Here is a 25,830-nt window from a genome sequence, read left to right as displayed (position 1 = left end):
AGGACCGATAATCGACGGCGATCGAACGCGGGTCAGACTGCGACTGCGCAGGAAATGAGGCACAGCATGGGGGACGAATCGACGGCCGGTGGCGGTCCGACGCCCGGCGGGGAGAAAGCCGACCCGGGGACCGTATTCGCCGCGCTGGCCGAGATCATCTATCAGGGGTCGGACGCCGGCCAGATGTATGCCGCCATCTGCATCGCCGCCACCCTGGTCGTCCCCGGCTGCGACCACGCCAGCCTGTTGCTGCGCGACGGCGACCGCTACGTCACCGTGGGCGCGAGCGACCGCTTGGCGCAGCAGATCGACGAGCTGGAACGGCGTTCCGGTGACGGACCCTGCATCGACGCGATCGAGGAGGAAACGCCGCAGATCGAGCCGGACCTCACCACGCCGTCGCTGTGGCCCAAGCTGTCGAAGATCCTGCTGGCCGAAACCCCGGTGCGCGGGGCGATGGGCTTTCGGCTGCTGGTCGACAAGCGCAAAGGCGCCGCGCTCAACCTGTTCAGCGACACCGCCAACGTGTTCGACGCCGAGGCGGCCGGGAGCGCGGCGCTGCTGGCGGCGTTCGCCAGCGTGGCCATCAACGCGGTCGCCAAAGGCGAGGACGCCAGCAGCCTGCGACGGGGGCTGTTGAGCAACCGCGAGATCGGCAAGGCGGTCGGCATGTTGATGCTGCTGCACGAGATGACCGAGGAGCAGGCTTTCGACCTGCTGCGGCGCCACTCCCAATCACTGAACATCAAGCTGGCCGACGTGGCGCGGGAGGTCATCGAGAGACGCGGCGCACTGCCGGCCCCGGAGGAGAAGGCGCCTCCGGCGGAGGGCTAGCCACGGCTACTCGGGCAGCCGCAACTCGGGCTTCTCGACCTCTTCGATGTTGACGTCCTTGAACGTCACGACCCGCACCTGCTTGACGAAGCGCGCCGGCCGGTACATGTCCCACACCCAGGCGTCGGACAGTCGCAGCTCGAAGTACACCTCTCCGTCGGCGTTGCGCGGCACCATCTCCACGCTGTTGGCCAGGTAGAAGCGCCGCTCGGTTTCCACCACGTAGCTGAACTGGCCGACGATGTCCTTGTATTCGCGGTACAGCGAGAGCTCCATCTCGGTTTCGTACTTTTCGAGATCCTCGGCACTCATCTGTTCAGACGTCCTTCTCGGAGAAACACTTCCCCGGCGTTCCGCTCGGGGAATCCTGGCTCCATCTTTCCTCACCATATCCGCCGCGGGCGGCCGGCGGGTCCGGTCTGCATTCGGCCACCACGCGGCCGCCGGACGCTCCTGACCCGATGGCCACGCGCCGCACGTTGATGAACGAATGCCGGTGTTCGGGGCAGGGACCGAGCTGGGTGAGCGCGGCGCTGTGCGCCGGCGTGCTGTAGCCCTTGTGCTCGGCGAAACCGTACCCGGGGTGATCGGCGTCCATGGCGACCATCAGCCGGTCCCGGCTGACCTTCGCCAGCACGCTGGCCGCGGCGATGCACGCCGCCACCGCGTCCCCGCCGATGACCGGCAGCGACGGCACCGGCAGCCCCGGCACCCGGAACCCGTCGCTGAGCACATAGCCCGGCCGCAGCGACAGGCCCGCCACGGCGCGGCGCATGCCTTCGATGTTGGCGACGTGCACGCCGCGCCGGTCCACCTCGGCCGGCGGGATGAACACCACGTGGTAGGCCAGCGCGTAACGACGGATCAGCGGGAACAACTTCTCCCGGGCGCCCTCGGTCAGCTTCTTCGAATCATCAAGTGCGGCAAGGCTTTCCAGCCGTCCCGGCCCGAGCACGCAGGCCGCCACCACCAGCGGGCCCGCGCAGGCGCCGCGGCCGACTTCGTCGACGCCGGCGACCGGCCCCAGACCGCTGCGGTACAGCGCGGATTCCAGGGTGCGCAACCCCGACGATTTGCGGATCACCGTCCGCGGCGGCCACGTCGTGGCCATGGCTACGGATGCTGTTGTGGGTTCACCGAGGACACGCCGCCCCACCGCCCCGGCGGCCACACGATGAACCTCGCTTTGCCGATCACATTGGACACCGGGACCGTTCCCGACGCCGGATCACCCGTGCACAGCACCCCTTTGAGCGCCTCGGCCGGGACGCTGGTGCAGTGGGCACGGGAATCCGCGGAGTGGGTCCGATTGTCGCCCATCACCCACAGCCGCCCCTGCGGGACGGTGACCGGCCCGAACTCGCTGCCCAGGCACGGGTACACCGACGGGTCGGCCATCATGGTGGCCGGGTCCAGGTAAGGCTCCTTGAGCGGCTTGCCGTCGACCGTCAAACCGGTGTCGGCCCGGCACTGCACCGTCTGCCCACCGACGGCGATGACGCGCTTGACCAGGTCGTTCTCGTCGGGGGGCACGAAGCCGATGAAGGACAACGCGTCCTGCACCCAGTGCAGCACGGTGTTGTTGGACCGGATCGACTTGTAACCGAGGTTCCAGGAGGGCGGTCCCTTGAACACGATGACGTCACCGGGCCGCGGTGCGCCGAAGCGATAGCTCACCTTGTCGACCATGATCCGGTCACCGACGCAGCCGGCGCATCCGTGCAGCGTCGGCTCCATCGACTCCGACGGGATCAGGTAGGGCCGGGCCACGAACGTCAACATGACGTAGTAGAGGCCCACCGCGATCACGGCCAGCAGCGCGAATTCCCGCAGCGCGGATCGTTTGGTGCGTTCCGGCGCGCCTGCCTCGGGCGCGTTTTCCGGTTCGGGGACCGGCGCGGCCGCGGTCGGCGATTCGCCTTCGGGCGTGTCCGGGATGCGGGTGGAGACCTTCGGCTCTGACTGGGCGGACTGGGGCTCAGGTGAGTCCGTGGGATCGGTCACGAGATCAGAGTAGCCAGGCCAGATTGTGGCGCTGTAAACCGACCGGAACTGTCGCCCGGCCGTCCCGGCTCAGCGCTTTTCCTTGATCTTGGCCTTCTTGCCGCGGAGCTCGCGCAGGTAGTAGAGCTTGGCGCGGCGGACATCGCCACGGGTCACCACCTCGATGTGGTCGATGTTCGGCGAATGCACCGGGAAGGTCCGCTCGACGCCGACGCCGTAGCTCTCCTTGCGCACGGTGAAGGTCTCGCGGATTCCTCCGCCCTGGCGGCGGATCACCACGCCCTTGAACACCTGGATGCGCTCCTTGGCGCCCTCGATGACCTTGACGTGCACGTTGATGGTGTCGCCCGGGCCGAAAACCGGGATGTCGTCGCGCAGCGACGCTTGGTCGACGAAGTCCAGGCGGTTCATCGCAGAAGACACTTCCTTGCAGTCGCGGCCTGCGGCAACAGCCCTCACCTGGGGTGTGAGGCGGTCGCCAAGCCGATGGTTTTGGGCAACTTGCGCGTATCTCGCAGCAGGCGAGAAGCGGCCCGGCCGGCCTGCTACCGCTGGAGACAACTGGTCAATTGTGCCAGACGGGACGCTTGCCACGAAAATCACAGGATCGGAGGCGGTTTGCAGCGCGCCGAAATGGCTGGTGAATGGTACATATGAGCTGGGTTGGAACGCGCTCTCCGCACCTCGGCGGCACGGCCGGGGCGGATGGCGCAATCCGGGCCCCGCTCGAGCAGATTGTCACACCGTAGGAGAGGAATGCGCGTCCGGCCGCTGTTTTTGCTCACCGCCACCGCGGCGGTGGCGTTGGTGGTGGCTGCCGGGTGCGAGGCGAAGGTCCAGGCCAAGGCCTACAACCTGCCCGTGTATGTCACGCCGGACCGCGGTCTGCGCCAGCCGACCCCCCAGTTGGCGGAGCTGATGCTCGAGGCGGTCAAGCCCACGCAGGCCGAGCCGCAACCGGCCGGCGCGGGCCCCGTGGGCCTGCAGGCGCGGGTGCAGCAGGCGACCGACGAGGCCGCGGCCGTCGGAGCCGCCCTGTCGGTGGCGATTCTCGATCGCAAAACCCACCAGCTGGTCTCCACCGGCAACAGCCAGGTCATCGGCACCGCCTCGGTGGCCAAGCTGTTCATCGCCGACGACCTGCTGCTCCACGAATCCGAGGGCAAGGCGGCGCTGAGCGCGGCCGACCGCCAGGCGTTGGACATCATGTTGCAGTCATCCGACGACGGCGCCGCGGAGAGGTTCTGGGGCCAGGGCGGCGAGAACGCGATCATCACCGCGGTCGCGGCGCGGTACGGGCTCACGTCGACCACGCCGCCCAGCGACGGACGCTGGTGGAACACCATGAGCTCGATGACCGACCTGATCCGCTATTACGAGATGCTGCTCGACGGGTCGGGAGGGCTGCCGGCCGACAAGGCGAGGGTCATCGTCGACGACCTGTCCCAGTCCACCCCCACCGGGCTCGACGGTTACCCGCAGCGCTTCGGCATCCCCGACGGGCTGTATGCCGAACCGGTGGCGGTCAAGCAGGGCTGGATGTGCTGCATCGGCAGCGATTGGATGCACCTGTCGACCGGTGTGATCGGCGCGGACCGCCGCTACATCATGGTGGTGCAGTCCCTGCAGCCCTCCGACGACGCCACCGCCCGCGACACCATCACCCGGGCGGTCAAGACGATATTTCCCGAGGGCCGCATCGACCCGCTGCGGCGCGGGCTCTAATCCGGTTGCGGGTCCAGCAGTTCCGGGCGGCGGTCGCGGGTGCGCTGCAGCGAAACCTCCCGGCGCCAGGCCGCGACGCGCGCGTGGTCGCCGGATAACAGCACCTCGGGAACGTCGAACCCGCGCCAGCTCGGTGGCCGGGTGTAGCTGGGTCCCTCCAGCAGCCGGTCCAGGGCCGGCGAGTGCGAATCCTGCCGGTGCGACGCCGGATTGCCGAGCACTCCCTCGAGCAGGCGCACCACGGCTTCGATCATCACCACCGCCGCCGACTCCCCGCCCGGCAGGACATAGTCGCCGATCGAGACTTCCTCGACGCGCATCCGCCGGGCGGCGTCGTCGATGACCCGCTGGTCGATCCCCTCGTAGCGGCCGCACGCGAACACCAGGTGCTCCTCGGTGCTCCAGCGCTGGGCATCGGCCTGGGTGAACAACTTACCGGCGGGCGTGGGGACAACTAAAAGTGTTCGCTCCGAACAGATTTCGTCCAACGCTTCGCCCCACACCGGGGCCTTCATCACCATCCCGGGGCCACCACCATAGGGCGCGTCGTCGACCGAGCGATGCACGTCGTGCGTCCACCGGCGCAGGTCGTGCACCCGCAGGTCGACCACGCCCGATTGAATCGCCTTGCCCGGCAACGATTGGCGCAGCGGGTCCAGGAAGGCCGGGAAGATGGTGACGACGTCGATCCTCATGCCAGGTCCAGCAGGCCCTCGGGGGGATCGATCTCCACCGCGGCGTCGTCGAGCGACACCGACGTGACGATCGCGCCGACGAACGGCACCAGCACCTCGCCGCCGTCGCCTCGGCGCACGGCGAGCAATTCGCCGCCGGCGGTGTGCAGCACCTCGGCGACGACGCCGACGTCCTGGCCGGCCGTCGTCCGGACGTGCAGCCCTTCGAGCTGGTGGTCGTAGTAGGTGTCCGGCTCGTCGATCGGGGGCAGATCCTCGGAATCGACGACGAACACGGTGCCGCGCAGCGCGTCGGCGGCGTCACGGTCGGCCACCCCCGCCAATCGCACCAGCATGCGCCCACCGTGTTCGCGCGCGCTCTCGACGACGAAGTCGCGTTCCCCACCGCCGCGGGATACCTTGCCGCGCAAGGTGTTACCCGGCGCAAACCGGGCGCCGGGGTCGTCGGTGCGGATTTCGACGACGACCTCGCCGCCGATTCCGTGCGCTTTCGCGACGCGCCCGACGGTCAACTCCAACGGAGTTCCATCAGCGGCTACTGGTCGGTGTCCACCACGTCGACGCGGATGCCGCGGCCACCGATGCCGGCAACCAGCGTGCGCAGGGCGGTCGCGGTGCGTCCGCCGCGGCCGATCACCTTGCCCAAGTCGTCGGGGTGGACGTGGACCTCGACAGTTCGGCCGCGGCGGCTGGTCACCAGGTCCACCCGGACATCGTCGGGATTGTCGACAATCCCACGGACCAGGTGCTCCACCGCGTCAACGACGACCGTGCTCACGTCGGTCAGCTCTCGGCGCTCGGCGTGGCCTGCTCGCCGGCCTCGGCAGCCGCCTCGGCGGGCGCGGCCTCAGCGGCGGTCTCCGCAGGGGTCTCGGCGGCCTCCGGCTCGGCGGCCTTCGGCTCGGCCGCCTTCGCGGCCTTCTTCGCCGGCGACTTCTTCTTCGGCTTCGCCGCCTCGGTGGTGGGACCGCCCTCGGCCTCGGCCAGCGCGGCGTTGAACAGCTCGAGCTTGCTGGGCTTGGGCGGCGCGACCTTCAAGCGCCCTTCGGCGCCGGGCAGACCCTTGAACTTCTGCCAGTCACCGGTGATCTTCAGCAGCTTGAGGACGGGCTCGGTGGGCTGGGCACCCACGGACAGCCAGTACTGGGCGCGCTCGGAGTTGATCTCGATCAGGCTCGGGTCTTCCTTCGGGTGGTAGCGCCCGATGACCTCGATGGAGCGACCGTCGCGCCGCGTCCGCGCGTCGGCGACGGCGATGCGGTACTGGGGATTGCGGATCTTGCCAAGCCGGGTGAGCTTGATCTTCACAGCCATGGTTAAGCGAATTCTCCTGTGTGTGTCACGCTGCAATTCAGCGATGCGGGCGGGATGCCCGGATCCGGTTTTGCCTCGCGTGTCTGACCACGAAGCGATGCGTGATCGCTCGGCGGACAGCCGCCCATTGTGCCAGAACAGGCCGCCCCGCCAGAAATCGCGGCGATCCCAAGCGCGGCGAAGCCGGGCGCCGCGGGTCGCCGGTCGTCGCCCAGATTGCCGTCGTGGTCGTGTTCGGGGCGCAAGGCACAGCCATGACGGCAATCTCGGGAGAGGCGGCCGCTTATCGCGGCCTACATGACCTTCTGGAAGACCTTGGACTCGACCCGGCGGGTCATCCGCCAGCCCTCGGGGGTGCGGACGAACTCGTCGTCGTACCAGAGCCCGCAGAACAGCACCTGATCCTTGTCGCCGCCGAGCACCATCGGGTTGAAGCAGATCACCCGCGACGAGGCCTGGTCCCCGTCGATGCGCACCGAGAAGTTGCCCAGCATGTGCGCGTACACCGGGAAGTTCGGCAGCACCTCCGACAGCCACTTCTTGACCTCCGGGTAGTGGCCCTCGATGCCCCCGAGCGCGGTGTAGTCGATGTACGCGTCTCCTGTGAAAACCCTGTCCAGGTCGTCGAATCGGCGCTGGTCAATGGCGGTGGAATAGTCCACCAGAAGCTGCTGGATCTCTAAGCGGTCGGAAATCTCGGCCAGGCTCAACATGCATCGGACAGTACTGAAAATCGGCGTCGGACAGGCCCGGAAGTTAGACTTTCGGCCCATGCGCAAGGTCATGGCCGCAGCCGCGGCCCTGCTCGCGGTCGGGGCGTGTGGTGTCACCGCCCCCACTTCCCTGGCCGACAGCATGCAGCCGGTCGGCTCGGTGCCGATCCCGGACGGCCCCGCTCAGACCTGGATCGTGGCCGACCTCGACAGCGGTCAGGTGCTCGCCGGCCGCGACCAGAATGTGGCCCACCCGCCCGCGAGCACCATCAAGGTGCTGCTGGCGTTGGTGACCCTCGACCAGGTCAGCCTGGACTCCACCGTGGTCGCCGATACCGCCGACACGCAGGTGGAGTGCAACTGCGTCGGCGTCAAACCGGGCCATCTCTACACCGCTCGCCAACTGCTGGACGGCCTGCTGCTGGTCTCGGGCAACGACGCCGCCAACACGCTGGCGCACCTGCTGGGCGGCCCCGAGGCGACGGTCGCGAAGATGAACGCCAAGGCCGCCTCGCTCGGCGCGACGAGCACCCATGCCGCCACGCCGTCCGGGCTGGACGGGCCCGGCGGATCCGGATCCTCGACGGCCCACGACCTCGCCGTCATCTTCCGCGCCGCGATGGCCAACCCGGTGTTCGCCCAGATCACCGCCGAGCCGTCGGCGATGTTCCCCGGCGATAACGGCGACCACCCGATCACCAACCAGGACGAGCTGTTGCAGCGCTATCCCGGCGCGATCGGCGGCAAGACGGGGTTCACCGACGCCGCCCGCAAGACATTCGTCGGCGCGGCCGCCCGGGGTGGCCGGCGGCTGGTCATCGCCATGATGTACGGACTGGTGAAGGCCGGCGGGCCGAGCTATTGGGACCAGGCGGCCACGTTGTTCGACTGGGGATTCGCGCTCAACCCGCAGTCCAGCATCGGCTCGCTCTAGCTATTCCGATCGGCCGGCGTCCGGGACCGCCCCGTACAGCAGCGTCATCAGCATCGGAATCCGCTGCTCGGCGATCTGGGGCTGCGGCAGCACCCCCTCCACCACCGCGGCCCCGTCGAAGACGTTGGTCAGCAACGCCACCAGCACCGGGAACGTCTCCTCGGGAAAGCTTTCGGCGCCGGGCAGCGCCCGGGCGGCGTCGTGAATCTTCGTGGAGTACTGGCGAAGCTCGTGTTGCAAAGTGGCCCTGAGCTTTTCGTCCGTGCGCGCGGCGACCAGCAGTTCGTACAGCACGGCGTTGCTCGGGGCGGCGGTGAGGTCGCGCAGGATCGCCAGGGCGGCCTCGAGCGCCGGCCGATCGGGCGGTATTTCGGCGACCCGCTTGGTGAACGTCTCGAGCTGACGACGCAACACCTCGGACGCCGTGGCCGCCATGAAGTCGCCCATCGTTTCGAAGTGCCGGAACAGGGCACCCACGGAGACCCCCGCGCGCTTGGTGATCACGGCGGCCGACGCGCGGGCGTACCCGACCTCGATGATGGTGGCGATGCAGGCGTCGAGCAGCCGGCCCACGGTCTCTTCGCGGCGCTGCTGCTGGGTTCTCGCCACGTCAGGCCCCGATTTTCAGGGCACTCTTGCCCCGGTGGCGCTGGCCCGCGCGCAGGTAGCGCCCGGACTTCACGGTCCGGCCGTAGCCGTCGCGGAACTGGCCCGCGCGGAACACGACCGCGCCGCCCACGCCCGTCGCGACGACGGCGTCGTCGTTGCGGTTCACCATGCGCCGCAGGCCGCCGTAGAACGGCACCTCGTCCTCGTAATAGCCCTCGACCGCGTCGTTGAGCCCGGCCGGGTCGATCACCACGAAGTCCGCGCGGTCCCCCTGGCGCAGGGTGCCGGCGTCGATGCCGAACCACTCCCCCAGTTCGCCGGTCAGCCGATGCACCGCCTGCTCGGTCGACATGAACGGTGCACCGGCCCGGTGGGCATCCCGGACCCGCTTGAGCAGCTTCACCGGAAAGTTGTAGAAGGCCATGTTGCGCAGGTGCGCACCGGCATCCGAGAAACCCATGTGCACGCTGCCTTCCTTGGCGAGCGCGTCGAGCAGCTTGGGGCGATGGTTGGCGACGACGGTCGTCCACCGGACGTTGCGCTCACCGTTCTCGATGAGCACGTCGAGGAACGCGTCGAGCGGGTGCAGCTTGCGCTCGTCGGCGATCGCGCCAAAGCTCTTGCCTACCAACGACTTGTCGGGGCATTCGACGATGACGGCGTCGTGGAAGTCGCGGTGCCACAATGACGGCCCGAGCTTGATGCGGTCGAATTCGCGCCGGAACTTGCGGCGGTATTCCTTGTCGGCCAGTAACTCGTTGCGCTCCAACTGGTCCCGCAGGTGCAGGGCGGCCGTCCCGGCGCCGAACTCCTCGAACACCGGGAGGTCGATCCCGTCGGAGTACAACTCGAACGGCACGGGGAGATGCTGGAATCGCACGCTGGCGCCCAGCAGCTTGTTCAGCAGGCGAGTCCCGGGGCCGAACACGTACACCGACAACGGCATCGACTTGGCGTCGGCCGATACCAGCATGCTCATGCGAACGCCCTTGCCCCGGTTCAGGATCCGGCTGCTGGCCAGGAAGAACAGCATCCCGGTCGACGGCTTGGCCACGTTCGGGGCGCTCTGCAGCAGGCGGCCGCGCTTGCGCAGCACCTTGATCAGCTTGCGCCGTTCGCGCCAGCTCGCGAAGGTGGACGGCAGCGCCCGCGACCGGAAGCGCTCACCGTCGAGCTTGTCGATGGCCGCGTCCATCCCGGACATGCCGAGCATCCCGGCTTCCAGCGCGTCGTCGAGCAGGTCCGCCATTTTCACCAGCTCGGCGTCGGTGGGCGAGACGGCGGCGTCGGTGGCCCGGTCGAGCCCCAGCACCGCGGCCCGCAGGTCCGAATGACCAAGCAGCGAGCCGACATTCGGGCCGAGCGGCAGGGCGTCGATCGCCTTGATGTATTCCGCCGGGGTGGACCACGTCTTGCTGGCGTTCAGGGCGCCGTAGACGTATTCGCGCGGCACGGCCTCGACCCGGCTGAAGAGGTCGGCGGCGTCCTCGGAGGAGGCGTAGACCGTCGACAGCGAGCAGTTCCCCAGCAACACCGTGGTGACGCCGTGACGCACCGACTCCCGCAGGCCCGGGTCCAGCAGCACCTCGGCGTCGTAGTGGGTGTGCACGTCGATGAAGCCGGGCACGATCCACTTGCCGGCCGCGTCGATCACCTCGGGGCAACCCGTCTCGTCCAGCGGCCGGTCGGACACCGTGGCCACCACCCCGTCGCGGATGCCCAGCGTGCGGGTCTGCGGTGCGCCACCGGTGCCGTCGAACCACAGCCCGTCGCGGATGATCACGTCGTAAGCCACTTTTGCCTCCAGGTCGTCGCGGTGACACGGACCGTAACATAGATAGCAAGCACTCGCAATCTTTCTGCTTCGGCGTGTCCACCCGTTGACCGGGGCTACGCCGGCGAGCTGAACGCCTTCCCGCGCAATATCACCAGGTCAGGTCCCCGTAGCACGCCTGGGCCGGACCGCGGGTCCTCCGCGTAGCAGAGCAGGTCGGCGGACGCGCCGTGATCGAGACCGGGCCGGCCCAGCCAGCGGCGGGCGTCCCAGCACGCCGCGCCCAACGCCTCGGTCGGGCTCATCCCGATGCGCTTGAGCGCCTCGACCTCGTCGGCGATCCGGCCGTGCGCGACCGTGCTGCCGGCATCGCTGCCGGCGTACACCCGCACGCCGGCCTCGCGCGCGGCCGCCACCCGCGGATAGCAGCGGGCGTACAGGTCGCGCATGTGGGCGGCGTAGGTCGGATACTTCGACGCGGCGTCGGCGATGCCCGGAAAGTTCTCGACGTTGATCAGCGTGGGCACCAACGCGGTCCCACGGTCGACCATCAGCGCGATGGTGTCGTCGGTGAGCCCGGTGCCGTGTTCGATGCAGTCGATGCCGGCGTTGATCAGCCCGGGCAGGGCGTCCTCGCCGAAGACGTGGGCGGTGACGCGGGCGCCGTGCGCATGCGCGGCGTCGATGGCGGCCTTGAGGACGTCGTCGGACCACAGCGGTGCCAGATCGCCGGCCTTGCGGTCGATCCAGTCGCCGACCAGCTTGACCCAGCCGTCCCCGCGCTTGGCCTGCTCGGCCACCGCGGCCGGCAGCCCGGATTCGTCGTCGAGCTCGACGGCGAAGCCCGGGATGTAGCGCTTGGGGCGGGCCAGATGCCGTCCGGCGCGGATGATGCGGGGCAGGTCGTCGTGGTCGTCGAGGCTCCGGGTGTCGGTGGGTGAACCGCAGTCGCGCAGCAGCAGCGCCCCGGCGTCGCGTTCGGTCTCGGCCTGTGCGATCGCCTCGTCGAGCGGGACCTCGCCGTGGTGGCCGAGGCCGACGTGGCAGTGCGCATCGACCATGCCGGGGATGAGCCAGCCGCCGTCGAAGACGGTGTCGGCCCCGGCGACGGGCTCCGTGCTGATGCGGCCGTCGACGATCCACAGCTCGGTGGGGGCCTCGTCGGGCAGCCCGACACCTCGCACGTGCATGCGCACGGCGGGTTACTTTCGCCCTGTCCGATGGTGACGACCCGCTTCGCCCGGTCCCCCGCAAGCGGGAGGTGCCCCCACCGCCGCGCTCGCGATCGTCACGGCTTGCCCGGGAACTTGAGTTTGGACAGGTCAAAGTCCGCCAGCCCGGGCGGCAGCTCGTTGAGGCCCTCGGGCATGTGCGAGAGGTCGGGGAAGCCGGCCGGCATGCCCGGCATGCCCGGCATCCCGGCGCCGAGCGGGTTGCGAACCTTGGGCGGCGTCGGACCCCGTCCACCCTTCTTGCCCTTTTTGCCCTTGGCCCCCTTGGCCTTTCGGGTCGCGGACTTGCGGCCCATGCCCGGGATGCCCATGCCGCCGAGCATCGACGACATCATCTTGCGGGCCTCGAAGAAGCGGTCGACCAGCTGGTTCACCTCGGACACGGTCACACCCGAGCCGTTGGCGATGCGCAGCCGCCGCGACGCGTTGATGATCTTGGGGTCGGCCCGCTCTTCGGGCGTCATGCCGCGGATGATGGCCTGCAGGCGGTCGAGCTGCTTGTCATCGACCTGGGCCAGCGCATCTTTCATCTGCCCGGCCCCCGGCAGCATGCCCAGCAGGTTGCCGATCGGACCCATCTTGCGGATGGCGAGCATCTGCTCGAGGAAGTCCTCGAGCGTCAGCTCGCCGGTGCCGATCTTCGCGGCGGCGGCCTCGGCCTGCTGGGCGTCGAAGACCTGCTCGGCCTGCTCGATCAGGCTCAGCACGTCGCCCATGCCCAGGATGCGGCTGGCCATCCGGTCGGGGTGGAAGACGTCGAAGTCCTCGAGCTTCTCGCCGGTGGAGGCGAAAAGGATTGGCACACCGGTCACCTCGCGGACCGAGAGCGCGGCGCCGCCGCGGGCGTCGCCGTCGAGCTTGGTCAGGACCACACCGGTGAAGCCGACGCCCTCGCGGAACGCCTCGGCGGTGGTGACGGCGTCCTGCCCGATCATCGCGTCCAGGACGAACAGGACCTCGTCGGGATTGACGGCGTCGCGGATGGCCGCGGCCTGTGCCATCAGCTCGTCGTCGATGCCCAACCGGCCGGCGGTGTCGACGATGACGACGTCGAAATGCTTGGCCCGGGCCTCGGCGAGGCCCGCCGCCGCGACCGCGACCGGGTCGCCCGGCCCCGACTCGGGGGACTCGCCGGGGTGGGGCGCGAACACCGGTACCCCGGCGCGTTCACCGACGACTTGCAGCTGGTTCACCGCCGCCGGGCGCTGCAGGTCGCACGCCACCAGCAGCGGGGTGTGCCCCTGCCCGCGCAGCCACGCGGCCAGCTTGCCGGCCAGCGACGTCTTACCGGAACCCTGCAGACCGGCGAGCATCACCACGGTCGGCGGCGTCTTGGCGAACGCCAGCTGACGGGTCTCCCCACCCAGGATGCCGATCAGTTCTTCGTTGACGATCTTGACGACCTGCTGCGCCGGGTTGAGGGCACCCGAGACCTCGGCGCCCTTGGCGCGGTCTTTGATCCGGGTGACGAACGCCCGCACCACGGGCAGCGACACATCGGCTTCGAGCAGCGCCAGGCGGATCTCGCGGGTGGTGGCCTCGATGTCGGCGTCGGTCAGTCGACCCTTGCCGCGTAGTCCCTGAAGGGCACCGGTCAACCGGTCGGACAGCGATTCAAACACCCCGCCAGCCTAGTGGTACTGCAAGCGCGGCGGCTCGGCGCCGGGCGCAGCAGGTACCACTCATCAGACCCAGTGGTACTGCAAGCGCGGCGGCTCGGCGCCGGGCGCAGCAGGTACCGCTCATCAGACCCAGTGGTACTGCAAGCGCGGCGGCTCGGCGCCGCCCATCGACTGCGACACTGCAACTACACACACGACGCCGATAAGCGTGTGCGTGATTTCAGTCTCGGCGCAGACGAGCGCGCTATTGAATGGTCCTCATGCTCGAGGTGATCGACAAGGGATCCTGCAGCCCGGATCATCCCGTGCCGCTGCTCTTCGTGCACGGCGGCTGGCACGGCGCGTGGTGCTGGGAGCATTTCCTGGACTTCTTCGCCGACGCGGGTTACCGCGCCGTCGCCGTGAGTCTGCGCGGACACGGCGGCAGCCCGACCGCGAAACCGTTGCACAAGGTTTCGATCGCCGACTACATCGACGACGTGCGTTCGGTGGCAGGCGACCTGGGTGGCAGCCCCGTCCTCATCGGCCACTCGTTGGGCGGTTTCGTGATCCAGCGCTACCTCGAAGAACACCGCGCCCCGGCGGCGGTGCTGGTGGGCTCCGTGCCGCCTCAGGGCGTGCTCAGATTGGCGGTGCGCGTCTGGCGCCGCCGACCGTCGATGACGATGGAAGCCTGGACCGACCGCACGCTGCTGAAATTCCTCGCCACCCCGGCGCTGACCCGCGAGTACCTCTTCTGCGCCGACACGCCCGAGGCCGTCGTCGAATCCTGCATGCAGCGCGCCGGGGCCGAGAGCATGCGCGCCGCCATGACCGACCCGATGGTCCGCCGCGTCAGGACCCGGCGGGTGAGGACGCCGATCTTGGTCCTGGGCGCCGAGCACGACGGCTTCGTCAGCGCCGGCGATGTGCGCGCAACCGCGCGGGCCTACCGGACCGAACCGGAATTCTTCTCGATGGGCCACAACATGATGCTCGAGCCGGGATGGGCTGACGTCGCGCAACGCATCCACCTGTGGCTTGCGGCCCGCGACCTGACGAGCCCGGCGCGCTAGCCGCACTCGAGTCGCTACTGCGCCGAAAAGCGTTGGCGTGCTACATTTCACGTCCGCCACTTATCCGGGCTGTTCGCATCGAAAACTGCAACTACGGGGGGAAATGTCCGTGCAACCGGTCGCTCGCACGGAGTCCTCCGTGGGCGACGACGGTGGCCGGGCGCTGCGCGGCTGGCAGCGCCGGGCGTTGGTGAAGTACCTGGCCGCCCAGCCGCGCGATTTCCTGGCCGTGGCCACCCCGGGGTCCGGGAAGACGACGTTCGCGTTGCGGGTGGCGGCCGAACTGCTCAGCCAGCGCGCCGTCGAGCAGATCACGGTCGTGGTGCCCACCGAGCACCTCAAGGTGCAGTGGGCGCAGGCCGCGGCGCGCCACGGGATCGCCCTGGACCCGAGGTTCTCGAACAGCAGCGCCCACACCTCGGGCGAGTACCACGGCGTGATGGTCACCTACGCGCAGGTCGCGGCGCACCCGACGCTGCACCGGGTGCGCACCGAGCAGCGCAGGACGCTGGTGGTCTTCGACGAGATCCACCACGGCGGTGACGCCAAGACCTGGGGGGAGGCCATCCGCGAGGCCTTCAGCGACGCCACCCGCCGGCTCGCCCTGACGGGCACGCCGTTCCGCAGCGACGACAGCCCCATCCCGTTCGTGGAGTACGAGGCCGGCCGCGACGGGGTGCGGCGTTCGCGGGCCGACCACATCTACGGCTATGCCGAGGCCCTCGCCGACGGGGTGGTCCGGCCGGTGGTCTTCCTGGCGTACTCCGGGGAGGCGCGCTGGCGCGACAGCGCCGGCGAGGAGCATGCCGCGCGGCTGGGCGAGCCGCTGACCGCCGAGCAGACGGCCCGGGCCTGGCGGACGGCGCTCGACCCCGCCGGTGAATGGATGCCCGCGGTGATCGCGGCCGCCGACCAGCGGCTGCGGCAGAAGCGCGCGCACGTGCCCGACGCGGGCGGCATGATCATCGCCTCCGACCGCACGGCGGCCCGCGCCTACGCCACCCTGCTGACGACGCTGACCTCGGAGGCGCCGACGGTGGTGCTGTCCGACGATCCCGGATCGTCCGCGCGCATCAGCGAATTCGCCGCCGGCACCAGCCGGTGGCTGGTGGCGGTGCGCATGGTGTCCGAAGGCGTCGACGTGCCCCGGCTCTCGGTCGGCATCTACGCCACCAGCGCCTCGACTCCCCTGTTCTTCGCCCAGGCCATCGGCCGGTTCGTCCGGTCACGCAGGCCGGGCGAGACCGCGAGCATCTTCCTGCCGTCGGTGCCCAACCTGCTGCAGCTCGCGAGCGAGCTGGAGGCCCAGCGCAACCACGTGCTGGGCGAGCCGCACCGCCCGGCCGACGATCCCCTCGACGGTGATCCCGCCGTCAGAACGCAGACCGAGAAGACCGAGATCGACAACGGCTTCACCTCTTTGGGCGCCGACGCCGAGCTGGATCAAGTCATCTTCGACGGGTCGTCCTTCGGCACCGCGGCCCCCGCCGGAAGCGACGAGGAGGCCGACTACCTCGGCATCCCGGGACTGCTCGATGCCGAACAGATGCGGGCGCTGCTGCACCGCCGCCAGGACGAACAGCTGCAGCGACGGGCCGCGCAGGGGGCGCCGCCCGCGGCGTCGGCGCCGCGGTCGATGCACGGCCAGCTGCGCGAGCTGCGCCGTGAGCTCAACACCCTCGTGTCGGCCACCCATCACCGCACCGGCAAGCCCCACGGCTGGATTCACAGCGAACTTCGCCGTCGTTGCGGGGGGCCGCCGATCGCCGCCGCGACCCGCGAGCAGATCCAGGCCCGCATCGAGGCGTTGCGGCAGCTCAATGTCGAGCACTCCTGAAAACCGCTAGTCGCCGACGGGCTCCTCGAGCACTTCGACCGCGGGGCCACCCAACACGGCCAGCAGGTTCTGCTCGATCGCGGCCCGCGCGTCCTGCTCGGCGTGTGCCGGCACCGTCACGCAGAACACGTCGGCCGCCGTCGAGCCGAAGGTGTTGACCTTGGCCCAGACGATGTCGGCGCCCGCACGCTCGAGCGCATTGGTCAGCAGCGCGAGCAGACCCAGGCGGTCCATGGCGCGGACTTCGAAGATCAACTGGCCGACGGTCACCGTGTCCAGCCACAGGATCCGCGGCGGCGCCGTGGACCGGGTGACGGGCACCCCGGCCTGAATCTCGCCGGCCCGCGCGCTCGCGGCGCTGATGGCGTCGCTGTCGCGCCGCTCGAGGGTGCCGAGGACATCGAGGTGGCCGGCCAGCGCGCCGTTGAATTGCTGACGCAGCAGGCCTGATTCGGGCGGCGAACCGAACACCGGCGACACGACGAACTCGACGATCGCGACGTCCTCGTGAATGTTGGCCAACGCCGAGTGGATGCGCAGCGAGTTCAGCGCCAGCACCGCGGCGGCTTTCGACACCAACCCGCGCTGGTTCGGCGCCAGCATCACCGCGGTCAACCGCTCCCGGTCGCCGGGGTTGATCTCCACATGCACCCCGCGGTCGGCTGCCAGCGAAAGATAATGTGGCGCAACCGGTTCCGCTTCCGGAAGCGGCTCACCGGCCATCACCAGCCGGCAGCGGCGGACCAGATCCTCGATCAAGGACGCCTTCCAGTCGCTCCACACCCCGGGCCCGGTGGCCTTCGAGTCGGCCTCCGCCAGCGCGTGCAGGAGCTCGAGCAGCTGGGGATCACCGCGCAGTGCGGCGGCCACCGACTCGATGGTCTTCGGGTCGTTGAGGTCGCTTCGGGTGGCCGTGATCGGCAGGAGCAGGTGGTGGCGGACCATGCCCGCGAGCGTGTCGGTGTCCTGCGCCGACAGCCCGAGCCGGTTGGCGATCGGGATGGTCAATTCGGCGCCCAGCACACAGTGGTCCGTGCCGCGACCCTTGCCGATGTCGTGCAGCAGCGCGCCGAGCGCGAGCAGGTCCGAGCGCGCCACGCGGGTGGTGAGCGGGGCTGCGTTCACTGCGGTTTCGACGATGTGCCGGTCGACGGTCCACTTGTGCGAGACGTCGCGCGGGGGCAGGTCACGGACCGCGTCCCATTCCGGGAAGAGGCGGCCCCACAGCCCGGTGCGGTCCAGCGACTCGATCGTGTTGACCGTCGTGGGCCCGGCCAGGAGCACCACCAACAGGTCGTCCAGCGCCTCCCGTGGCCAGGGCGAGGGCAGGTCGGGGACGTTGTCGGCCAGCCGCATGAGCGTGCCCGCGCTGATGGGCAGGCCGCTGTTCGCCGACGCAGCCGCCACGCGCAACACCAATCCGGCATCGGTTTGGGGTTGGGCGTCGCGGGCAAGCACCACCTCGCCGTCGTACTCCACCACGCCCTCGTCCAAGGGGCGGCGCTTCGGGCGCCGCACCAGGGCGGTGAGGCCGCGCCGGGGCAACGCGTTCTGCGCCGTTCGCAGCCCGGTTTCGGCGTGGTAGGCGATGGTGCGGCTGACGCTGGAGAGCATGCGGGACAACGCAAACCGGTCCCCTACGCCCAACGCGGCGCTCACCTCGTCGGCGAACTGCGCCAGCAATTGATCGAGCCCGCGTTTGGACACCCGGTGCAGTTCGGTGCGCACGTCGAGCAGCGTGAGATACGCGGCGTCCAGCGAGCCGCCCGGCGCGTCCGGATGTCCCATGCCGTGGCGGTCGATGAGCTGCGCGACGCCCAGCGCGTCGAGCAGTTGGACGTCGCGCAGGCCGCCGCGCCCCGACTTCAGGTCCGGCTCGGCCCGCTGCGCGATGCGCCAACACCGTTGCCAGCGTTCGTATGTCATCGCGACGAGCTCGTCCATGCGGGATCGAATCGCGCTGCGCCACTGGCGCCGCGCGCCGTCGATGAGTTCGGCCGACAGGCGCTCGTCCCCGGCGATGTGCCGCGCGTCCAGCATGCCCAGCGCGGCCACCATGTCGCTGTTGGCGACGCCCAGGGCCCCGGACACCGTCCGCACGCTGTGGTCGAGCCGAACGTTGGCGTCCCACAACGGATACCACAGCCCGTCGGCGACCCGCTGCAACACCTCGTTCGACTTGTTGTCGTGCAACAGCATCAGGTCGAGATCGGAATACGGCAGCAGCTCGCGGCGGCCCAAACCGCCCACACCGACGATCGCGAAACCGCTGCCGTCGGTGACGCCGATTTCGCCGGCCTTGGCGACCAGCCAGGATTCATGGAGCTCCAGCCAGGCTTTCCGCAGCTCCGCCGCGCCCAGCTCACGCCCCTCGGACAGCAGCTGGCGCCGCGTGGCAGCCAGATCGCTTGCCCCGCCGGCGCTTTGATCGCCCGCTCCAGATGACCCGGACGGGCCGGGTGGGTCTGTCATACCCTCCCGGCCCGTCCGGCCCGGTTCAGCAATGTGCGGTTACGGTCAGAGGGCATCGGTTCCGCGTTCACCCGTGCGCACTCGCACAATGGTTTCCACGGGGGTGACCCAGACCTTGCCGTCACCGATCTTGCCGGTGCGCGCCGCCCGGACGATGCTGTCCACGACCTTGTCGACGAGGGAATCGTCGATGACGACCTCGATTCGCACCTTCGGCACGAAATCCACCGAGTACTCGGCACCCCGGTAAACCTCGGTGTGGCCCTTCTGCCGCCCGTACCCTTGGATTTCGCTGACCGTCATTCCCAGGACCCCCGCTTCCTCGAGGCTGGTCTTGACGTCATCGAGGGTGAACGGCTTCACGATTGCGGTGACTAGCTTCATGCCTGCTCTGCCTCCACCTTGTCGCCCACTCGGTCCTCCTCGAGCCCGTTGCGGTCATCCACGGGAATCCGCGCCGCCGGCAGCACGGACCCTTGCCCGCCGATCGTCCCGAAATCGTAACCGCTCTCCGCGTGCTCCGACTCGTCGATGCCGTTGGATTCTTCCTCGGCGCCGACCCGCAGCCCGATCGTGTACTTCAGGATCAAAGCCAGGATCAGCGTGACGATGCCGGAGTAGAACAGTACCGCGAAGGCGCCGACCGCCTGCCGTTCGAGCTGGGACCAACCGCCGCCGTAGAACAACCCCTTCGACACGCCGACGACGCCGTTGATCGCCGGGGATTCGGGCGCGGCGAGCAGGCCCACCAGCAGGGTGCCCGTCAGACCACCGATCATGTGCACCCCGACCACGTCGAGTGAGTCGTCGTAGCCGAACTTGAACTTCAGCCCGACCGCCAGCGCGCACACCACCCCGGCCACCGCGCCGACCACCAACGCGCCCAGCACGTTGACCGACGAGCAGGACGGCGTGATCGCGACCAGCCCGGCGACGATGCCCGACGCCGCCCCCAGCGTCGTCGGCTTGCCGTCGCGGATGCGCTCGGTGAGCAACCAGCCCAGCATGGCCGTGGCCGTCGCGATGGTGGTGGTCATGAACGTCGACCCGGCCGAGCCGTTAGAGCTGGTCGCCGAACCGGCGTTGAACCCGAACCAGCCGAACCACAGCAGACCGGCGCCGAGCATCACGAACGGCAGGTTGTGCGGGCGGAACAGCGTCGTGGGCCAGCCGCGGCGCTTGCCCAGGACGATCGCGAGGGCCAGGCCCGCCACACCGGAGTTGATGTGGACCGCCGTCCCACCGGCGAAGTCGATGGCGTGCAGCTTGTTGTTGATCCAGCCACCGTGCTCGGACGCGAAGCCGTCGGCGGCGAAGACCCAGTGCGCGACCGGAAAGTAGACCAACGTCGCCCACAGCCCGGCGAACACCAGCCAGGCGGTGAACTTGAGCCGGTCGGCCACCGCACCCGAGATCAGGGCGACGGTGATGATCGCGAACATCAGCTGGAAGGCCACGAACACCGTGGCGGGCATGGTGCCGGCCAGCGGGATGTCGACCTGCGTGACCCCCTTGCTGGGATCCGCCTTGACGGCGTTGCCGCCGATCAGCTTCGCCAGGCCCCAGTAATCGGTCGGATTGCCCACGACGCCGCCCCGGTCGTCACCGAACGACATCGAGTAGCCGTAGAGCACCCAGAGCACGGTGACCACACCCATCGCGCTGATGCTCATCATGATCATGTTGAGCACGCTTCTGGTGCGCACCATGCCGCCGTAGAAGAACGCAAGACCCGGCGTCATCAACAGCACTAGCGCGGAACTCGCCAACATCCAGGCGGTATCGCCGGTATCGGGTTGGCCCAATTGCGGGAATGCCACTCGCTCACCTCCGGTCAGGACATGAATGGCCGTCAGGCGACGCCTGTGACCTGATCCAGAACCTTGCGCAATCGTTGTTTCGGCAGTGGGGCCGCCGTGTTTCGGCGGGATTAACGTCCCGCTCGCCGTGTAAGCGGTTTCAGCCGAGCAGGGCGTCGACGAAGGCGGCCGGCTCGAAGGGTGCCAGATCGTCGGGACCTTCCCCCAGCCCGACCAGCTTCACGGGCACCCCGAGTTCCTGTTGGACGCGGAATACGATGCCGCCCTTGGCCGTACCGTCCAGCTTGGTCAGCACGGCGCCGGTGATGTCGACGACCTCGGCGAACACCCGCGCCTGGGCCAGCCCGTTCTGCCCGATCGTCGCGTCGAGCACCAGCAGCACCTCGTCGACCGCGGCGCGCCGTGTCACCACGCGCTTGACCTTGTCGAGCTCGTCCATCAGCCCGACCTTGGTGTGCAGCCGGCCGGCGGTGTCGATCAGCACCACGTCGGCACCCGAGGCGATGCCCTTGTCGACGGCGTCGAACGCCACCGACGCGGGGTCCGCGCCTTCGGCCCCGCGCACCACCTCCGCGCCGACCCGGGACGCCCAGGTCTGCAGCTGGTCGGCGGCGGCCGCCCGGAACGTGTCGGCGGCGCCGAGCACCACGCGACGCCCGTCGGCCACCAGCACCCGGGCCAACTTTCCGACCGTGGTCGTCTTTCCGGTGCCGTTGACGCCGACGACCAGCAGCACCGACGGGTGGTCGGCGTGCGGCAGGGCGCGGATCGAGCGGTCCATGTCGGGGTGCAGCTCCCGGATCAGCACGTCACGCAGAACGGCCTTCGCGTCGGCCTCGGTGCGCACGGCGCTGCCGGCCAGCCGGGCGCGCAGCTGCGACATCACCGACTCGGTGACCACCGGGCCCAGGTCGGCGACCAGCAGCGTGTCCTCCACGTCCTGCCAGGCGTCTTCGTCGAGGTCGCCGCCGCCGATCAGGCCCAGCACGCTGCGTCCCAGCGCATTCTGCGACCTAGCCAGCCGGCCGCGCAGTCGCTCCAGCCGGCCTTCGGGCGGCGCGATCGCCTCGATCTCGGGGGCCGCCGGCGGCTCGGGGGTCTCGGGCGGTGCCGGCGCTACCGGCGGCGGGGCGATACTCTCCGGTGCCTCCGGTTCGGGCAGCTCGACCTCGGAGATGGTGCGCCGGGGCGCGTCGCGCGGAATGGTGGCGTCGTCGCCCACCCCGGGCAGCCCCGCGGTGTCGAGCCGATCGGCGGTCGCCGTCTGGCTGAAGGCGATGCCCGACGACGCGGTATAGCCGCCCGACCGGTCGATCGCGCCGGGCTCCGGTTTGGTCGTGAAGCTGATCCGTCGGCGACGGTAGCGCACCAGGCCTGCGACCAGCGCGGCGACGAGAAGCAGGACGGCGATGACCGCGACGGCGATCCAAAGACCTTGTGACACGCTGACATTGTTTCAGGGGCCGGATCGCGCGGGGTCGGCGGCAAGCGCTAGGAAGATGGCGGCGACCCGCCACGCCCGGCTACGCCGCGCTCGCGATCGCCGCTAGGACGAGCTGGACACCAACTGCTCCACCTGCTGCCCCCGCATCCGCTGAGAGATCACCGCGGTGATGCCGTCGCCCTGCATGGTCACGCCGTACAGCGCGTCGGCGACCTCCATCGTCGGCTTCTGGTGCGTGATGATGATCAGCTGCGACCGCGCCCGCAGCAGTTCGAAGAGGCTGATCAGCCGGCGCAGGTTGGTGTCGTCGAGCGCGGCCTCCACCTCGTCCATGATGTAGAACGGCGACGGGCGGGCGCGGAAGATGGCGACCAGCATCGCCACCGCGGTCAGCGCCTTCTCGCCACCGGACAGCAGCGACAGCCGGGTGATCTTCTTGCCCGGCGGACGCGCCTCCACCTCGATGCCGGTGGTCAGCATGTCGTCGGGGTCGGTGAGCCGCAGCCGGCCCTCGCCGCCCGGGAACAGCACGGTGAAGACTTCCCGGAATTCGCGTTCCACGTCGACGAAGGCGTCGCTGAACACCTGCAAGATCCGGGCGTCGACGTCGGCGACGACGTCGAGCAGGTCCTTGCGCGCCGCTTTGACGTCCTCGAGCTGGGTGGACAGGAAGTTGTAGCGCTCCTCCAGCGCGGCGAACTCCTCGAGCGCCAGCGGGTTGACCCGGCCCAGCTCGGCCAGCTCCCGCTCGGCGCGTTTGGCCCGGCGCTCCTGGGTGGCCCGGTCATACGGCATCGGTGCGGGCGCGACGACTTGCTCACCGCGTTCGCGGGCCTGCTCGAATTCGGCCATCTCGAGCTCGGTGGGCGGCAGGGCCACGTCGGGCCCGTACTCGGCGATCAGGTCGGCCGGTGCCATGCCGAACTGCTCGAGCACCATCTGCTCGAGCTGCTCGATCCGCATTGCCGCCTGCGCGTTGGCCACCTCGTCGCGGTGCAGCGAGTCGGTCAGGGTGGCCACTCGGGCGCTCAACGCGTTCACCTCGTCGCGCACCGCCGCCATCGCCGTCGCACGCTGCTGGCGTTCGGCGGCCAACGCGTCGCGAATCGTGGACGCCGCCCCGACCACGCCGTCCAGCCGCCGGGCCAGCAGCCGCCCCGAGTCGGCCACCGCCGCGGCGACGGCAGCCGCGCGCAGCCGGGCCTCGCGGGCCTGCTGGGCCCGCAGCCGCGCCTCGCGTTCCGCGGCCGCGGCGCGCCGCAGGGAATCGGCGCGCCCACGCACCGCGTTGGCCCGCTCCTCGGCGGTCCGCACCGCCAGCCGGGCCTCCACCTCGGCGCTGCGGGCGCCTTCGGCCGCGGCGGCGATCCGCTGGCGCACCTCCGCGTGGTCGGGCTGTTCGGCATGCACGTGCTGCGTCTCTTGCGCGTTGCGCAGCCGGTTTTCCAGCTCGGTGACTTCCTCGACCGTCTGCGTGCGGCCCGCTTCGAGCTCCTCGCGCTGCCGCAGCAACCTGCTCCACTCGTCTTCGGTCGTGCGGGCTTCCTGCCCGAGCCGGCCCAGCTGCTCGTACATCGCCGAGATCGCGGTGTCGGATTCGTTGAGCGCGGCCAACGCCTGCTCGGCGGAGTCCTGGCGGGCGGCCTGCTCGGTCAGCGCGCCGGACAGCGCCGCGGTCAGCTGGGCGACCTGCGATTCCGCGGCGGCCAGCTCGCTGCCCGCCTTGTCGATTTCCGAGGTCACCTCGAGCGTCGACAGCTTGCGGTCGGAGCCCCCGCTCACCCAGCCGGCGCCCACCAGGTCGCCGTCGAGCGTGACCACGCGCAACTGAGGGCGGGCCGACACCAGCTCGAGCGCCTGGTCCAGGTCGTCGACCACCGCGACGCCCGCGAGCATCGCCGTGATCGCGCCGCGCAACCGCGCGGGCGCGTCGATCAGGTCCAGCGCCCACAGCGCGGTGCCGGGCAGGGCATCGCGCGAGGCGGGGTGATCCGCGGGCCAGTCGCCCAGCACCAGCGCCGCCCGCCCGCCGTCGGCCTGCTTGAGCGCGGCAACCGCGGACCGGGCCGCGCCGAAGCTCTCGGCGGCCAGCGCGTCGGCCGCCGAGCCCAGCACCGCGGCCAGCGCCGCCTCGTAACCGGAGCGGACCTTGACCAGCTTGGCGATCGGCCCGAAAAGTCCTGCACCCGCATGGTTTTCGGTAAGCCAGGCCGCGCCGTCCTTGCGCTCCAGCCCGACGGACAGCGCGTCGATGCGGGCCCGCAACGAGGCCACCCGCCGTTCGGCGTCGCGTTCGGCGGCCTGCAGTTCGGCGACGCGTTCGTCGGCCAGCCGCAGCGCGGCCACGGTCCGCTCGTGATGCTCGTCCAGGCCCACCTCACCCTGGTCGAGCTCACCGACGCGGCCCTGCACGGTCTCGAATTCCGCCTTGGACTGCTGCGCGCGGGCGGCGGCCTGCTCGATGCGTTCGGACAGCCGCGCGACGCTGTCGTCGATCGATTCGACGCGCGCCCGCATGGTCTCGACCTGACCGGCCAGCCGCGCCAGGCCTTCACGCCGATCCGCTTCGGCCCGCACGGCGGCCAGGTGGGCGCGATCGGCCTCGGCGGCCTCGCGCTCGCGTTCGGCCAATTCGCCGCGGGCGGCGTCGAGGCGGGTGCGGGCTTCGGCCAGTTCGCCCAGCAATTGCCGCTCGGCCACCGCGACCCGCTCGGCCTCGGCCTCCAGCGCGTCGGGGTCGGTGTCGCTCGGTGGCGGCGGTTCCACGTCGAGATGATGCGCGCGTTCGCTGGCGATGCGGACCGTCGCGGCCACCCGTTCGGCCAGCGCGGACAGCCCGAACCAGGTGTGCTGCACCGACTCGGCCCGCTGCGAGAGTTCGGCGACCGCCGCCTCGTGCGCGGTGAGCTCCTCGGACGCCACGGCCAGGCGGGCGGCGGCCTCGTCGTGATCGCGGCGGATGGCGGCCTCGGCCTCGAAGATGGCGTCGCGCTCGGTTTGCCGATTGACCAGGTCGTCGGCGGCCAGGCGCAACCGGGCGTCGCGCAGGTCGGCCTGGATGGTCTGGGCCCGGCGGGCCACCTCGGCCTGGCGGCCCAGCGGTTTGAGCTGGCGGCGCAGCTCGGTGGTCAGGTCGGTGAGGCGGGCCAGGTTCGCCGACATCGCATCGAGTTTGCGCAGGGCCTTTTCCTTGCGCTTGCGGTGCTTGAGCACACCGGCGGCCTCTTCGATGAAGGCGCGACGATCTTCGGGGCGCGACTGCAAGATCTCGTCGAGCTTGCCCTGCCCCACGATGACGTGCATCTCCCGGCCGATCCCGGAGTCGCTCAGCAGCTCTTGCACGTCCATCAAACGGCAACTGGCGCCGTTGATTTCGTATTCGCTGGCGCCGTCCCTGAACATGCGCCGGGTGATCGACACCTCGGAGTATTCGATGGGCAGCGCGTTGTCGGAGTTGTCGATGGTGACGGTGACTTCGGCGCGGCCCAGGGGGGCCCGCGACGAGGTGCCGGCGAAGATGACGTCTTCCATCTTGCCGCCGCGCAGGGTCTTCGCTCCCTGCTCCCCCATGACCCAGGCCAGGGCGTCGACGACGTTGGATTTCCCGGAGCCGTTGGGCCCGACGACCGCGGTGATCCCGGGCTCGAAACGCAGAGTCGTCGGCGATGCGAAGGACTTGAAGCCCTTCAGCGTCAGACTCTTGAGGTACACGGCCAGCCAGACTACCGGTCAGCTCGGCTCGTCCC

Annotated in this window: 23 protein-coding genes; 5 read left to right on the top strand and 18 right to left on the bottom strand. The window is 69.8% G+C overall.

What is annotated here, in order from left to right; genetic code table 11:
- Positions 1 to 66 precede the first annotated feature (66 nt).
- Complete coding sequence (locus tag G6N37_RS02260; RefSeq protein WP_163675336.1) at positions 67 to 834, top strand: ANTAR domain-containing protein; 768 nt, start codon at positions 67 to 69, stop codon at positions 832 to 834.
- 6 nt (positions 835 to 840) lie between these two features.
- Here G6N37_RS02260 and G6N37_RS02255 read toward each other — a convergent pair whose 3' ends face one another.
- The 4 genes from G6N37_RS02255 to rplS form a co-directional block, all read right to left on the bottom strand.
- Positions 841 to 1,146, bottom strand: a complete 306-nt coding sequence (locus G6N37_RS02255; RefSeq protein WP_007171389.1) for a DUF2469 domain-containing protein — start codon at positions 1,144 to 1,146, stop codon at positions 841 to 843.
- Positions 1,147 to 1,150: 4 nt separating this feature from the next.
- Positions 1,151 to 1,945 carry a ribonuclease HII gene (locus tag G6N37_RS02250; RefSeq protein WP_232075249.1) on the bottom strand — a complete coding sequence of 265 codons (795 nt, stop codon included), beginning with the start codon at positions 1,943 to 1,945 and terminating at the stop codon, positions 1,151 to 1,153.
- Between the two features lie 2 nt (positions 1,946 to 1,947).
- On the bottom strand, positions 1,948 to 2,838 hold the full coding sequence (gene lepB, locus G6N37_RS02245) for a signal peptidase I (protein WP_163675333.1): 891 nt from the start codon (positions 2,836 to 2,838) through the stop codon (positions 1,948 to 1,950).
- A gap of 69 nt (positions 2,839 to 2,907) precedes the next feature.
- The gene (gene rplS, locus G6N37_RS02240) at positions 2,908 to 3,249 is read right to left on the bottom strand and encodes a 50S ribosomal protein L19 (protein WP_007775353.1); all 342 of its coding nucleotides are present in this window, start codon (positions 3,247 to 3,249) and stop codon (positions 2,908 to 2,910) included.
- A 345-nt stretch (positions 3,250 to 3,594) separates the two neighbouring features.
- Here rplS and G6N37_RS02235 point away from each other — a divergent pair, with 345 nt between their 5' ends.
- Positions 3,595 to 4,563, top strand: a complete 969-nt coding sequence (locus G6N37_RS02235) for a serine hydrolase (RefSeq protein WP_163675330.1) — start codon at positions 3,595 to 3,597, stop codon at positions 4,561 to 4,563.
- Here the strand turns inward: G6N37_RS02235 and trmD are convergent.
- The 5 genes from trmD to G6N37_RS02210 form a co-directional block, all read right to left on the bottom strand.
- Positions 4,560 to 5,258, bottom strand: coding sequence for a tRNA (guanosine(37)-N1)-methyltransferase TrmD (trmD, locus tag G6N37_RS02230; RefSeq protein WP_163675327.1), 699 nt, complete (start codon positions 5,256 to 5,258; stop codon positions 4,560 to 4,562). The two genes, G6N37_RS02235 and trmD, sit on opposite strands and share 4 nt — an antisense overlap.
- Complete coding sequence (gene rimM / locus G6N37_RS02225) at positions 5,255 to 5,776, bottom strand: ribosome maturation factor RimM (protein ID WP_163675324.1); 522 nt, start codon at positions 5,774 to 5,776, stop codon at positions 5,255 to 5,257. Before rimM ends, trmD begins: the two co-directional genes overlap by 4 nt.
- A gap of 17 nt (positions 5,777 to 5,793) precedes the next feature.
- The gene (locus G6N37_RS02220) at positions 5,794 to 6,036 is read right to left on the bottom strand and encodes an RNA-binding protein (RefSeq protein WP_036354608.1); all 243 of its coding nucleotides are present in this window, start codon (positions 6,034 to 6,036) and stop codon (positions 5,794 to 5,796) included.
- Between the two features lie 5 nt (positions 6,037 to 6,041).
- Entirely contained in the window at positions 6,042 to 6,572 is a 531-nt protein-coding gene (gene rpsP, locus G6N37_RS02215) for a 30S ribosomal protein S16 (RefSeq protein ID WP_163675321.1), read from the bottom strand.
- Between the two features lie 293 nt (positions 6,573 to 6,865).
- Positions 6,866 to 7,285, bottom strand: coding sequence for a nuclear transport factor 2 family protein (locus G6N37_RS02210; RefSeq protein WP_163675318.1), 420 nt, complete (start codon positions 7,283 to 7,285; stop codon positions 6,866 to 6,868).
- A 58-nt stretch (positions 7,286 to 7,343) separates the two neighbouring features.
- Between G6N37_RS02210 and G6N37_RS02205 the strand changes: the two genes are divergently transcribed.
- Complete coding sequence (locus G6N37_RS02205) at positions 7,344 to 8,219, top strand: D-alanyl-D-alanine carboxypeptidase family protein (protein WP_163675315.1); 876 nt, start codon at positions 7,344 to 7,346, stop codon at positions 8,217 to 8,219.
- Here G6N37_RS02205 and G6N37_RS02200 read toward each other — a convergent pair whose 3' ends face one another.
- From G6N37_RS02200 to ffh, 4 genes are all read right to left on the bottom strand, one after another.
- Positions 8,220 to 8,828 (bottom strand): TetR/AcrR family transcriptional regulator, encoded by a 609-nt coding sequence (locus G6N37_RS02200; protein WP_163675312.1) that lies wholly within the window; start codon positions 8,826 to 8,828, stop codon positions 8,220 to 8,222. It lies immediately after the preceding gene.
- A 1-nt stretch (position 8,829) separates the two neighbouring features.
- Positions 8,830 to 10,683 (bottom strand): N-acyl-D-amino-acid deacylase family protein, encoded by a 1,854-nt coding sequence (locus tag G6N37_RS02195; RefSeq protein ID WP_163684491.1) that lies wholly within the window; start codon positions 10,681 to 10,683, stop codon positions 8,830 to 8,832.
- A 35-nt stretch (positions 10,684 to 10,718) separates the two neighbouring features.
- Positions 10,719 to 11,792: a metal-dependent hydrolase family protein gene (locus G6N37_RS02190; RefSeq protein ID WP_163684489.1), complete on the bottom strand. Its 1,074-nt coding sequence runs from the start codon at positions 11,790 to 11,792 to the stop codon at positions 10,719 to 10,721.
- A gap of 98 nt (positions 11,793 to 11,890) precedes the next feature.
- The gene (gene ffh, locus G6N37_RS02185) at positions 11,891 to 13,456 is read right to left on the bottom strand and encodes a signal recognition particle protein (protein ID WP_163675309.1); all 1,566 of its coding nucleotides are present in this window, start codon (positions 13,454 to 13,456) and stop codon (positions 11,891 to 11,893) included.
- 260 nt (positions 13,457 to 13,716) lie between these two features.
- Here ffh and G6N37_RS02180 point away from each other — a divergent pair, with 260 nt between their 5' ends.
- Positions 13,717 to 14,511 (top strand): alpha/beta hydrolase, encoded by a 795-nt coding sequence (locus G6N37_RS02180; RefSeq protein WP_163675307.1) that lies wholly within the window; start codon positions 13,717 to 13,719, stop codon positions 14,509 to 14,511.
- A gap of 103 nt (positions 14,512 to 14,614) precedes the next feature.
- The gene (locus G6N37_RS02175) at positions 14,615 to 16,348 is read left to right on the top strand and encodes a DEAD/DEAH box helicase (RefSeq protein WP_163675303.1); all 1,734 of its coding nucleotides are present in this window, start codon (positions 14,615 to 14,617) and stop codon (positions 16,346 to 16,348) included.
- Positions 16,349 to 16,354: 6 nt separating this feature from the next.
- Here G6N37_RS02175 and G6N37_RS02170 read toward each other — a convergent pair whose 3' ends face one another.
- The 5 genes from G6N37_RS02170 to smc all read right to left on the bottom strand — a co-directional run bounded on the left by G6N37_RS02170 (position 16,355) and on the right by smc (position 25,795).
- Positions 16,355 to 18,820: a [protein-PII] uridylyltransferase gene (locus tag G6N37_RS02170; protein ID WP_163675300.1), complete on the bottom strand. Its 2,466-nt coding sequence runs from the start codon at positions 18,818 to 18,820 to the stop codon at positions 16,355 to 16,357.
- 45 nt (positions 18,821 to 18,865) lie between these two features.
- Positions 18,866 to 19,204: a P-II family nitrogen regulator gene (locus tag G6N37_RS02165; protein WP_067748184.1), complete on the bottom strand. Its 339-nt coding sequence runs from the start codon at positions 19,202 to 19,204 to the stop codon at positions 18,866 to 18,868.
- Positions 19,201 to 20,592, bottom strand: coding sequence for an ammonium transporter (locus G6N37_RS02160; protein WP_163684487.1), 1,392 nt, complete (start codon positions 20,590 to 20,592; stop codon positions 19,201 to 19,203). The genes G6N37_RS02165 and G6N37_RS02160 overlap by 4 nt, the downstream gene beginning before the upstream one ends.
- A 187-nt stretch (positions 20,593 to 20,779) precedes the next feature.
- Positions 20,780 to 22,084 (bottom strand): signal recognition particle-docking protein FtsY, encoded by a 1,305-nt coding sequence (gene ftsY / locus G6N37_RS02155; RefSeq protein ID WP_163675297.1) that lies wholly within the window; start codon positions 22,082 to 22,084, stop codon positions 20,780 to 20,782.
- A 102-nt stretch (positions 22,085 to 22,186) separates the two neighbouring features.
- Entirely contained in the window at positions 22,187 to 25,795 is a 3,609-nt protein-coding gene (smc, locus tag G6N37_RS02150; protein ID WP_163675294.1) for a chromosome segregation protein SMC, read from the bottom strand.
- Positions 25,796 to 25,830: the final 35 nt, after the last annotated feature.

Source organism: Mycobacterium seoulense (genome assembly GCF_010731595.1).
GTDB lineage: Bacteria > Actinomycetota > Actinomycetes > Mycobacteriales > Mycobacteriaceae > Mycobacterium > Mycobacterium seoulense.
Note: the sequence above shows the minus strand (reverse complement) of the source record. Positions and strands in the feature narration are given on the sequence as shown.